The 12,690-nt window shown below is 44.3% G+C and carries 12 protein-coding genes; all 12 read right to left on the reverse strand.

The window, feature by feature from the left end; genetic code table 11:
• Positions 1 to 189: 189 nt before the first annotated feature.
• The gene (locus Q0Z93_RS07435) at positions 190 to 651 is read right to left on the reverse strand and encodes a hypothetical protein (protein ID WP_298064269.1); all 462 of its coding nucleotides are present in this window, start codon (positions 649 to 651) and stop codon (positions 190 to 192) included.
• A 29-nt stretch (positions 652 to 680) separates the two neighbouring features.
• Positions 681 to 1,358: a phosphatase PAP2 family protein gene (locus Q0Z93_RS07440; RefSeq protein ID WP_298064270.1), complete on the reverse strand. Its 678-nt coding sequence runs from the start codon at positions 1,356 to 1,358 to the stop codon at positions 681 to 683.
• 313 nt (positions 1,359 to 1,671) lie between these two features.
• The gene (locus Q0Z93_RS07445; RefSeq protein ID WP_298064271.1) at positions 1,672 to 2,880 is read right to left on the reverse strand and encodes a polysaccharide biosynthesis protein; all 1,209 of its coding nucleotides are present in this window, start codon (positions 2,878 to 2,880) and stop codon (positions 1,672 to 1,674) included.
• Position 2,881: 1 nt separating this feature from the next.
• Entirely contained in the window at positions 2,882 to 3,697 is an 816-nt protein-coding gene (locus tag Q0Z93_RS07450) for a glycosyltransferase (RefSeq protein ID WP_298064272.1), read from the reverse strand.
• Positions 3,684 to 4,724, reverse strand: coding sequence for a glycosyltransferase family 4 protein (locus Q0Z93_RS07455; protein ID WP_298064274.1), 1,041 nt, complete (start codon positions 4,722 to 4,724; stop codon positions 3,684 to 3,686). The genes Q0Z93_RS07450 and Q0Z93_RS07455 overlap by 14 nt, the downstream gene beginning before the upstream one ends.
• A complete protein-coding gene (locus tag Q0Z93_RS07460; RefSeq protein ID WP_298064275.1) occupies positions 4,721 to 5,803 on the reverse strand; it encodes an EpsG family protein in 1,083 nt (360 codons plus the stop codon). The genes Q0Z93_RS07455 and Q0Z93_RS07460 overlap by 4 nt, the downstream gene beginning before the upstream one ends.
• A gap of 29 nt (positions 5,804 to 5,832) precedes the next feature.
• On the reverse strand, positions 5,833 to 6,972 hold the full coding sequence (locus tag Q0Z93_RS07465; RefSeq protein WP_298064277.1) for a glycosyltransferase family 4 protein: 1,140 nt from the start codon (positions 6,970 to 6,972) through the stop codon (positions 5,833 to 5,835).
• 39 nt (positions 6,973 to 7,011) lie between these two features.
• Entirely contained in the window at positions 7,012 to 7,902 is an 891-nt protein-coding gene (locus Q0Z93_RS07470) for a glycosyltransferase family 2 protein (RefSeq protein WP_298064279.1), read from the reverse strand.
• Between the two features lie 254 nt (positions 7,903 to 8,156).
• Entirely contained in the window at positions 8,157 to 9,290 is a 1,134-nt protein-coding gene (locus Q0Z93_RS07475) for a hypothetical protein (RefSeq protein WP_298064281.1), read from the reverse strand.
• Positions 9,291 to 9,339: 49 nt separating this feature from the next.
• A complete protein-coding gene (locus Q0Z93_RS07480) occupies positions 9,340 to 10,770 on the reverse strand; it encodes an oligosaccharide flippase family protein (protein WP_298064283.1) in 1,431 nt (476 codons plus the stop codon).
• Between the two features lie 4 nt (positions 10,771 to 10,774).
• Entirely contained in the window at positions 10,775 to 11,728 is a 954-nt protein-coding gene (locus tag Q0Z93_RS07485; protein WP_298064285.1) for an alpha/beta hydrolase, read from the reverse strand.
• Positions 11,725 to 12,411, reverse strand: a complete 687-nt coding sequence (locus Q0Z93_RS07490; protein ID WP_298064287.1) for an SGNH/GDSL hydrolase family protein — start codon at positions 12,409 to 12,411, stop codon at positions 11,725 to 11,727. The genes Q0Z93_RS07485 and Q0Z93_RS07490 overlap by 4 nt, the downstream gene beginning before the upstream one ends.
• Positions 12,412 to 12,690: the final 279 nt, after the last annotated feature.

Genomic DNA, 12,690 nt, shown 5'->3' on the forward strand with positions numbered 1-12,690 from the left:
TCCTCGCCGCTCACCATAGTCCGCAAGCGGCCTCTGGATTCGCTGGCAGCGTCGGTTGTTCACAACCGAGCAGCGTTTCGAGAGCAGAGGCCGCTTGCGGACTATGCCGAGATAACGCGAGGAAAACGAGCATAGCGAAGTTAAAGAGAACAGTTCCCTCCCAGAGACACGTACAATAAAACCTGCGATTTAAATCACGATCCGGCGCAGCGCGTAGATATAGCCATCGCCCGGCCGCGAGACAGAGACAGCATCTCCGCAGGAAGCCCCGCACAACGAAGCCCGCCACGAAGCGAACGAACGGGCGGACGACCTCCGCCCCAGATAAGTCAGAAGAATATCCGCAGCCTGAAAAACCGGACTCGACAACTCCCGTTTCAAGCCCGTCAGCCACCAGCAGCGCACCCCGGCATTCATCCCGCCGGTCGTCCGGCACGACATGGAAACCGGATCGCCCGCCGGCACGACATACCACGCATAGCTGTCCCACCAGGCGAAATCCGCCACAGCGCGCGCGGCAATCTCCGCCTCCAGGGATTCCTGCGCCGTATCGACAGGCACACAACCCCTCTCCGCCGAAAGATGCCAAGCCCCGGCACAGAGAAGCCATACCGTGAAAAACACGGACAGGTATGCAATCCAACGTCGCATAGTTCGATAAAGACAGCTAAAATTTCCGATCAGGCAAGATCATGCCTTTTCCCCGGCAAAAAAGATACCAAAGGCCACAGCATCCGTTTTTCGCGCCAGCGACGCATAAAATACAGCCGATACGGCACATAACGGTCCAACCGTCTGAAAGCCGTGACCCGTCCGTCCGCCCAAAGCAACACTCTGTACCACACGAAAGCCCAGAACAGGCCTTCGCACATCCCGATCAGAATATCCATCGGATAGTGTACCCCCAGATAAATCCTGCTGTATGCCACAAGAAGCGCCCACCCGAACATCATCCACACGAACCACCGCCGCCTGACGAGCATCGAAGCGAACAGAGCCAGTCCGAAACAGTTGGCCGCATGCGACGACACGGTTCCGTAAGCTCCCCCCACATAGCCGTTCACGGTATGCACCTGTTCCATGATCGGAGCAAAATGCGTCGGCCTCGACTTCGGCAAATACTCTTTGACCAAGGTCGCCGTCTGGTCGGCACACACGACCAGCAACGGCACCGCCAGCGCGAAAAGCACCAGTTTGCGAAGCCCCAACCGGGTATAGATCAGCCACAGGATACAGATATAAAAAGGCACCCACGTCAGTTTGCCCGAGATCACGAACATGATCTGATCCATCACCGAGCCTCCGTCAAAATTCAGGGTGAGCAGTAGATTTTGATCGAACAGATAAGGAGTTATCATTTGACACAAAGATAACATCCTTTAGGTTAATGTTGTTCTGTTAATGGACAAAAAAACGGAGATTGCGAACAAAACAGAGGACTTCGCCGGTTTATTCGCGTCCGTTTTTTGTGTATTCCTATCCGTTGGGGGTAGGAACGATTTTCCCTAACCGTGCGATTGCAACCCGAATATGCGACTGTTTCGGACGTGACAGTCACGTCCGACCCGGGACCCGGATGCAACAGCGCAGGGAAGGGGCTGCCTTGGCGGTTTTCGGGAATGGACGGGGAACGGTTATATTGCGGCGTATGTCGAAGCTATTTTCGCCGGATTACATTTTTGAATCCAAATAAAGTCCTTTTTCTTCGTGCTCGAAATTCCGCAGGAAGCCTTTCATAATGGCCACAATCTCGGCCTTGGTCGTATCGGGCTTGTCGAAAGCGGCGGTAAGGGTCTCGAACAAGGCGTCGATTTCGCCCATCGGCCGCGGCTGTACACCGGTCACCACTCCTAATGCCTGATGCCGGGTCATGTCGATTGTTTCGCTGTCCGTAAAGAATTCTTCGTAAGGTTTCTCTCCCGTTGTATTACTCCCGGAATAGTAAACGGGGTATTCCCGATCGGTGTCGGTCAGACGCGCGGCCATTGTGATTGCCTCTTGTTCTGAGCGGCATTCGACGGGGGTATACCCCATCGCAGTCAGCAGGTCGGATGCGATGGCGGAAAAGGTTTTTACTTGTTCTTTTCCGAGTTTCGGGAAATAGATCTCGCCGCTCTGCCCCAGCATACATGCCAGCATACAGATTTCGCCGCTCTCATCGGGCGAGACGAAGTACCGGGTCACGTCATTCGGTGCCGAAAGCGGCTGCCGCCGTGCGATGCGTTGCATCCACCCGTCCGGCAAACTGCCGTTGCTGAAAGCGACGTTCGCAAACCGTGCTGTGGTCACCGGAAATTTATGGGAGTATGCCATGATCATGTCTTCCATGATCTTTTTGGAACCGCCCATGATATTCACCGGATTGGCTGCTTTGTCGGTCGAGACGCAGAAGTAGTGCCGCGGCGGAAATTCTTCGAGCAAGGTCAGCAGTTTCCTGGCTCGCAACACATTATTTTCCAGCAACGCCTCCACTGAGTAGACGTCTTTTTCGCTCCGCACGTGTTTGTGTGCCGAGAAATTGGCCACAATATCGAATCCGCCGTGTGCCCGGAACATTTTCTCGAACACGGCGTCGTTGAAGTTCATGGGGTAGGTCACATACTCGTCCGGCACATAGCCGCCCGGTGTCGAGCGCAGGTCGCGGGTGAGTTCGGTGAGTCCGTTTTCGTTGATGTCCACAACCACCAGCGCTGCCGGACGGAACGGCAGGATGGCCCGGATAAACGAGGAACCGATGGTCCCTGCCCCTCCGATCACAAGTACTTTTCGCCCGCTGATTTCATGCGTAAGGCGTTGGCTGTTTGCGGCAATATCGTCGGCGAACATGGAGGTCTGCCGCCCGGTAACCTTGTCTTTTATGAATTGCGTGAGGTGGAACATATTATTTCCGAAGTAATTTCTGATAAACAAAAGTACGTAATCTGTTGGGTATAATGCGTACAGTAAAACGTATTATCACATTTTTACAGAAAGTAACATAACCGATCAGTCCGAGACGAAAGAATGCACGCTGCAATCGAATTTCACTTAAAGCATATTTCCATCCGCCCCGACGAGCTGCCATTGCCTGTCCTCCCCGAACATGAACCAAAACAGCCGGAACATTATAAAATTTTGCGTTATTATATAACATTCGCCCCCAAAGCCAATAATCTTCCAATAGATAAAATGGCTGATAGTTTCCGGCAGCGAGAACAACAGAATGGCGAAACATCACCGTCACGTGATTCAATGGACTGCGTGACCGAAAAAATGACCGTATCTGTTCATGTGTTTCCGGTAATTTACGCACTGACTCCGCCCGATCGGGTGTTGTCGTAAATTCGTCGATCCATCCTCCCACAACGTCGTACTCAGGATGTCGGGAAAAGACAGCCAGTTGACGTTCAAAACGATCCTTCACACACACATCGTCCGAATCCATGCGGGCCACCAACTCATGTGAACAGTGTTTCAGACCTTCATTGAGTGCAGCACCGAGTCCGACATTTTCCGGTAAGGTAATTATATGCAACTCGGGATGCAGTGTGGCATATCGACTAATTACAGCATCGAGACCGGGTGTCAGAGGGCCGTCTTTGACCAATATAACTTCATCTGGCAGAATTGTTTGATCGAAAATACTGGCTAATGCGGTATCCAAGAATTCCGGCTGTTCCCGGTAATATACAGACATTAGAACACTAAACTTCGCCATAATATATTCGGAGATAACGTTCATACATTTTTTCCGGGCTGTACGCTTTTTCGTATTTCAGATGCAAATTCCTACCTAATGTGGAATTAGCTGTCGCTCTATGTATAGCTTGGATAACAGAAGTAGGTGCATCGAGTCGAAAAATCGCCACTTCGTCTGTATTAAAACATTCGGTTACGATAGGCAGATTGGAAACAACACATGGCTTTGCATACACAGCCGCCTCAAGTAAAGACAATGGAAAACCTTCACTTCGACTCGGCAGGGCATAAATATCATATAACGGCAAATAAAGATAAGCATTCTGTCGGTATCCAGCAAACAGACAGCGATCGGCCACTCCCAATCGGCGAGCTAGTCGTTCGAGTCGCGCCCGCTCTTTACCATCCCCAGCAATGAACAGCTTGTAGTCCGGCAGGCGCACTAAAGCCCGAATCAATATATCGACTCCTTTACGTTTTGTCAGCAAGGCATTGACTCCTATCAAGATAGAATGCCCTTTGAATGACCGTATTTCTTGAGCTGATTTTTCATCCAGTGTCTGGGACAGATTAAGCACTCGGGTGTTATAAGCATAAGTTATTTTCTCGACAGGCAACCATTTCTGATAATACTCCTGCGCATGTCGAGAAAGTGCGACTACTACATCCATGTTCCGAAGCGTACGCATCCATAAACGACCGAATATCTGGGCCACCAACCAATTGTATTGATATCGAAAGTCTTCCAGTACATAATTATGCACCGTAGAGATATAACGCACCTTCCCGCTGTATTCTCGAAAACGCGCGACATAGCGATCTGGTCGCATCCCATGACTATGTACGATATCATAACTGGTAAAATCGATCTGTTCTTTTTTTTGTATACGGATAGTCGGACAGTCGAATTCCAGTTCTATCTTATCGTCAAAATAAAAAACCGTGCATTCTTGCCCATGACACACCATTTGTGCGACAAGTTCTTTGACAACGATAACAGGACCACGATTAGCTAATGAAGGAACTATATATGCGATTCTTTTCATTGTAAGATGGATAAATGGTATTCAGGAAACCCCTTAACAAACACATTTAGATAAAGCATCAGAAATGCGAATATGAGTATCAAAGAGGTTGCTATCGGACGCGAAACTTTGGTTACCAAGTAAAGAACGGCACAAACAAGCAGCGGTTCTGTAACGGAAAAGAAAGTTGCTATACGAGCTGCAATGATCGGAAAATCGTTCCAAAGCATCAACCAACAAACCGACATCAAGTAAGGAATTGCCAACAGACGGAAATGGGGCATTATTTCCAATAATTTCTTCCAATATTTCAAGCAAATAAAACTGAAAAATAGTTGTTTAAGAATTGTAAGATTCGTCAATATACCGGTAGGTTCGTCATTAATCATCCAAACATAAGTCTGGATACGTTGAAATATCCCTCCTCCTGGCAATGAACCAAGCAGATGTCCCAATGGCATCAAAAGCCCCACCAATAAAGACATTCCGACTAACCAGCACCATGTGCGTCGACTCCAATTCAATCGATAAACCACATAGACCAACAATACAATTCCTGCCGCCATATGGAAACTCATTGCCAGCAAGACAACCAGAAAAAAACATACAGGCTTTTGTTGTTCGACATATCTCAACGCCCACAATGCAACGGCTGCTGCAAACCCTGCACGGATCTGGATCATGTCGCGCAATAAGAACGTGTGTGAGAAATAAACGACCACCCCGATCAATGCATATCGGCTGTAACGTTGATAACAAGATAATGTAATCCCCACGCTCAAGGTTGCAATAGCCAAAAAACCGGCAATCGGACTTTTACAAAAAAAGGAAACGAGATACATCAGTAGATTATATCCGGGTTCAAATGCTCTAGCTTCTTGCAAACGAGCATAATCCAAACCATAGCGAGCCACCTCGACATACCCTTCCCAATAGACTGAGAAATCAACAATGTCAGTATCGTACCGTAATCCAGCAAATAACGCGAGCAATATTGCCTCTATAATCAATATCGCTTTCCGTTGCCGTAATGGAATACCAATTACATCGGCAAATGCAAGAACTGCAAGAAGACAAAATATAACAAAATAGGCAACCAAGTACCAAAAGCTTTAAGGATTAGCGTATTTTATTGATGTACAAGTTGATGGAACAAGTCAACCCAAAGAGGCATGACATTCTTTTCTTCATAGCGCTGCACCCCTTCTCGCGAAGCGATCCCCATAGCTTGACGCAGGGACTCATTTTCGATCAGGCGACATATCCCGGCTGCAAGCCCTGGGATATTTCCGACCTGCGGCACGATGATTCCGTCTACTCCGTCCCGAATAATGTCTTCGGGACCGAAAGGACATGCATAAGATACACAAGGCACGCCACAAGCCATTGCTTCGCCTAATACCAAAGGGAAACCTTCATATCGAGAACTCAGGACATAAATCGAACTGTTTTGATATTCAGAAACGATATTCTGTGTAGGCTCGCATAAACGAACGGAGGTTTCTACTCCATTTTGACGCAACAGGTCGGTGTATTCCTTTTCTCGACCGTATGTGCGCCCAAAAATATCAAGTCTCCAGTCTGGATGTCGCTCAACGACTATACGCCACGCTGGAATTAAAAAATCGAGACCTTTCTGGTAAGAATAACGAGCGACACAAATCACCCGTTTATTTGTCAATGCTGCCGTCTGATCCGGAATCGGTATGGTTATGCTGTTCGGAATGGCAACACAGTTATTCAAAGCGCGTTCCCGACGATCGGCCTCGGTCAAAACGACAAAACGGTCGTAATATTTGATCGTACGTTCCTGCCACCAAGTCCCAAGTCGGTAAGCCAACCGATACAGACGAGATAACCGCTGTAAGAACTCTCTTTTTGCCGCCGTCGAAAAATGAACCTCAAAGATCTTACGACTCCCGTCTTTCAACTTCGGAATAAAGTTACGATGTTGTAACGTGATAAATATATCACAGGGATGTTCTCGTAAATAAGCTTTCAACTTTCGCTTATGTAACTGGCGTTTACGTATACTCTCAATAATATTACGCCATACATTATCACTCTTATAAAGCCTATTATAGTTGATATTCAATGCGGTTGCACAGACTTGCGAATGAAGTGGAAAGAATGGTTCACAATGATCTTCTTCCGTGGTCAGTATTTCCACCTGATAGCCGTGTTCGGCTAACCAGTTGGCTTTTTGCACCAACACACGTTCCATTCCACCGGATCCATTCAAATCGAAAGTATGATAGATAATTCGCATAACTAAGTCCATAAGAACACCAAGCGATTCCCGGAAAAATCATCTATGGATTTTATCTCGAAGCCGGAATATCATACCCAAAGGTAGAAAAAATATATTCTCCCACCCGATCTGACGACATTTAACATCAAAACTCTGTTTATTTCCTGTTGAGTAACGCCAATAATTCACAGCCGCTTTCATCCGGTTCCAGCGATCGGTTTGCGGCCAATGAGCCAGTTCGGAATAATAAAGCGCCGTTCCTTGTGGCGATTGGAAATGATGACGAGCAATGGAACGAGTCAAACCGTCAGCCAAATAATCGCAACAATAAATGTTCTGGTTATAATACCGTAAAATATATCGTTGGGCGATTCGGTTCCAGACAACTGCTTCGGTCACAAAATGCTCATTATCAAATTCCGGGAAAGGATAGGCACGCAAGACCGTTGTCCGAAACGCTTCAGCTTTATCTCCTTTTTCGTGATAACGGGTTCGAAAACTTAGGCTGTCGGTATCCAAATAAGTGGCATAAGAAGGAATATTCCCGATCGAAGTCTTATCAGGATAACATCTCAGTCCACATACGCCGGCATATCTGGTGTCATTTTTTACTTCGTTCCACCATGTCAAAAGAAAAGAAACAGCCTCCGGGAGCAAATAATCATCGCTATCTACAATAAAAAACAATTCGCCCTGCGCCAATTGTACTCCTTGATTAATCGCACGATGTTTTCCGCCATTCGGTTGATAATGATAACGAATATTCAGCCCATTATTTCGGGAATCGGCTATCCAATCTCTGACAAGCGTTTCGGTATCATCTGTAGAGCCGTCATCTACAATCAACCATTCGAAATCTTGGCATTTTTGTCCTTGCAAACTCTCATATAATACAGGCAAGATATAAGCCCGATTATAAGTGGGGGTAAAAATAGTCAGAGTAGGCATGAAAAAATCAATTGTCGAAGTAAATTCTCAAATAAAGTTTTCCATTGTTTCCCTGTGGTATATAGGGGAAACCGACGGATATTATTCTTTGCTCGATGCTCCATTTCTTTCCTCAAAGCAGAATTGCGAATCAACTCTCCGAGACGTTCTACAAAAACATGCTCACTTCCAAGAGGTCCCAAGATACCATCTTTCCCATCGTTCCATCCCTCCAAATTGTAAATACTCGGTAGACAGTAACATATCTTCATAATTCAGAGTGATGAAAAAGTTTCCATTAAAATATCGACCGTCCGTCGATTTTCTATTCCCGGCGCAGTCAAATTATTATATATATAGTGTTCTCTCAAAGCCGGAACGATCTTTTTCAATTCGATTATTTCCCAAGCTTGCCGATCAATATTCCAAATCGGACACCCGAAATTATCGGCCATTTTTCGCTGAAAATAGACTTGTGTTTTCGCTTTCCTATATTCATTGTTAGTAATAAATGCAATCGGCCGATCGAACATAACAGCATAGGCGATAGCAGCACTATTGTGAAGCAATACTCCTTTTGAATACCGAATCAAAACAGTCGTCCGATATTTAATAATCGGGCGATCCCCGAAAGTATCGGTAGCATAATCTGCTTTCGGGTGAGCTGCAATTACGACTTTCACTGCATGCAACCGTTCATAGGCATCGAAAAAAGCGATCAGGCTTTGACGATATTTCTGGACATCGCCGACACGTTCGTGTGTCAAGAATTTCAGATCCGGATGCAATGGATAGTATTCGTCCAAAAAAACAACATACGGTTCCGATAATAGCGGGTCCGAAGGACAGGCCCACACTTTTTTGTAATTTTCCCAATCGGGATGATTAATCAATACATCGGTAGCCGGTACGTTATGCGATGATATCTGCATATCATACCCCTTGATTTTATGTCTTTTCCTATACGTCCGGAATCTAATACCCTCCCACAAGTTTCGTAGTTTTATTTTGTACAACGCCAATGGAGCGGCTTTCAATTTTCGCCACCCGCGGATAGACGAACGATCCATATAAATACTGGCATATAACTCAATCCGAATGGTATAACAATGACAAGAGCTAAGTAATCTGAAAAAAGTTCTATTGTGCCAGTCCTCGGGTATCTCTACGATGAATATAGTTTTCGAAATGTCCATTAATGCCAATCGCTCTTCTACCATGTTGTAAGAGGATAGAGAAACGACAAAATCCTCACATAATGTATCAGCGATTGACATTCCCGGATGAATATATCCGGAAACATCCCAAAAACAGACATTCAATCCGGCTTGCCGTAATTCTTCGATATGCCAAGCCTCTTTTTTGCGAACAGTCAGTGGTTCATGATCAATGATAACGATATCTTTCATATGCAGAGTTCCTGTATAAAGATAACGAATTTTGTTCTTGTCATCATAATTATCGGTTTATAAATCGTTGCATTATATTCAGAATAGCCTGACGATCATTTCTAAACAAAATGACTCCGAGCATAATAAATAACACAATCTTCAATCCTAAACTACTCCAAAGATTCTCGACCATAAAAATCCAATAGAGTTGAACTTGGAAAAGCAACAGAATAGCCAACGGCTTTAATAATTTCAATAAAGGGATTCCCCGAACTTTGATTATACGAACACTACAAAACCATGACAGACTGGCCATCAAAACATAGGACAAAGCCACGGCAATCGCGGCCCCCAATGTTCCCCATCGAGGAATCATAATCGAATTCAATAACACATTGGCACATCCTGATGAAATAACGATTACGGACATATAGCCTGTTTTAAGTACAAAAGAAATGTTGCGCATATAGGCATATGACAACTGGTGACATACATAACCGATCGTAAGAATCGGCACCAGATTCAAAGCGGATGTAAAATTCTTCTTGGCCAAAATCAAACCTATCTCTCGGCCGAAGCAAGAAAAAAACATCGCAGCAATACATGTTAATTTGAAAATCCGCACTAAGTCACAATCATGTTGTTCGTAGTTCCCGGATTTCATGTATTCCATATAGTATGGATACCAAGCCATATGAGTAATCTCGGTTACGATAGCTGTTAATGAAGCAATCGAAATCGCCAACGTATAAAACCCGGCTTGCGACATACCATCATTCGATGCAACTGTCAACTTACCAAACTGTTCGATGATTACTCCGCTCAAGGCATACGGAATCAATGGGATAGAATAATGAAAGATATACCGTAGATGACGACGTTCAAATCGCCACACGACAAACGGGGCTATTTTCTTTGTCCAATAAATCGACATAACAGTGCCAGCCAGAATTTGTCCCCATATTTGTCCCAAATATTTTTCTGAAGGAAGCAGAAGAATCAAAGTAATCGAAAAAGCAAAACCTAAATAGACCCGAGTTAAAGACGAGAGAGCGACCGGTTTGCTCCACTTGCGAGGTTGATAAATTTGTACAAATGTGGAACATACAACATTCAATATTGCCATCGGAACCAACAGGTAAACTACTGCAATCGGCAACTGGGTCCATACAGACATCTGTGGAGCAAAAATACATATCAAACTCGATGTCACCCCTATAACCATCACCGAAATTAAGATCGATGTTCCGACAAAGGTTTTGAAATCTTCTTCAGTGGTTTTATCATAATAATAACGACTGGTCGAAGCATCGAAATTCAGAGCAATCAAGCTATTAAGAATGCCGGTTGTAGCTAAAAAGACTGCAGTAATGCCATAATCTTCAGTTGATAATAACCGAGTATAGACAGGAATAGAAATAAAAGCTAAAGCACGAGTTGCCAAATTGGCGATCAGATAATTACCGCTATGTTTAAGTATCTCTCGAAAGCCTGACATAATCCTATCTTACACCTCGAAAAAACAAGACCACTCTTTGGCCAACACCATTGATATCTTTCGATGTTCCAATATTCCAAAATAACTCTCCGTGATCTGCACCATAAACAACAAAATCTTCTGCTCGATATCCATTATCGGTCAAGGTCTGTCGAATCTGTACATTCGGTTCCACTCGATATGGTAACGACGTATGACCTAACAAAAACGGGGGAATGTTTTTTCCTGGCGTAATGTGATATAAAGGAACCGCATCATACCATAAAGTCCGATCATTGCCCATAGCATTCACCCAGCAAAGATACAACAGTCGCAAATAACTGTCCGAACTGGACAAAGACATATATGAACTCAATGTAATATAGGGGCCACCATCGGAACAATACACCGCATGGATATGCGATAAATCGAGATTCTCTGCGACTAAGAATCGCTCATTCGTCGCCAATAACATCGCTAAATGAGCCCCCGAAGAATGACCGATGATATTGATTTTTGTCCGATCTCCACCATATTCCTCGATATGATCGTATATCCATTTAAATCCTTTAGCGATAGCTCGAATATGTTTTGGGTGCAGAACCCGATCCTCCTTGAGCGTATCAATCGGATTTTGTGACTGCGGATAATCCAATGCAACAGTCACAAATCCCATCCGAGCAAAGAAATCAATCTGAGATACTCGCCAAGTTTCTTTGTTGCCGGAGTTCCAGCCACCTCCATGAATATAGAGAATAACAGGACGTTTATGCGAGTCTTTTTCTTTCTTACAATAGATATTCAATGTAAAAATTCCATAATAAGGAATATTTATGCACGATAAAATGTCGTTATATGTATATTCATCGAGTAGATCTTCTGTCGACGGAACAAGAGGTCGCTCTTTATGACAGGAAATTGTTACACTAACAATTCCTATAAATAATATTTTGACAATAAGTCGTCTATTAATCATCATAGTGGAATTTCTGCATTGATTGCCTCAAAGATTAATTGATGTCCTAAGTCGGTGGAATGAATACCATCAGGCAAAAAATATTCATCTTTCCCCTCCTGTAATGGATGGACTGTCACCACAAACCCATAGTCTTCTGCTATCTTTTGATAAGCTCGGTTATAAAGATCAATAGCTCCCATCAAGGTCGGGATTCTTTTCCTGAGCCATTCGGGAGGAGTATAGATCAGCACAATAACCACTTTAGCAACTTGCTCTGCCCGACATTCTTCCATGTATTGTCTAATGTTATGGCAAAATTCGGCATAAGGGACATCGGCTCGTTTGACATTCCGGTGGAAAAAAAGTTTATAACATTTCCAAAATATCGTTTGAATCCAAGAGGGACAACGTTCTATCAATTTATTCAATAAAGAAGATGCTCTTAAATAACGAGGGAAACAATCACTAATACCGATTTGCATCACAACGATATCCGGATGATAAAAATGCAGACTGTCGCCGTATGCCCATGCTTTCCCTGTTCCGCCTTGTAAACTCCGAGTATTGTTCCGTCGACGAGCTAATGTAATAATATCGTAATCTGGATACGCTACTTTAAGCAAAAAAGGCCACGTTTTTTCATACACACCATCCGGACGAGGTAACGAACAAGAACTTCCGATTATCAAGATCTTCTTTTGCATTCCTTCAATTTATACTCAATTGCATTTAACCTCTGCGAGAAAAAACAAAACATCCCCTTTGTTGTTTACTCAAATCTTTTAAATCTGAGAACTACGAAATTTATATCCGTTAATAGACGATCGACAAATAATCCAAAGAGGAACAAGTCACAAACAAATCCGCTAAATAGGATTATAGATTTGATGTTCATTTAAGCGTCGATTATCGCTGCAAAGTTACTACAAAAAAGTGAAATGCGGAAAGATATAGTGATAGAATTGAGTTACAAGGGTTTTGGT

It is taken from the genome of uncultured Rikenella sp., from assembly GCF_947628055.1.
GTDB lineage: Bacteria > Bacteroidota > Bacteroidia > Bacteroidales > Rikenellaceae > Rikenella.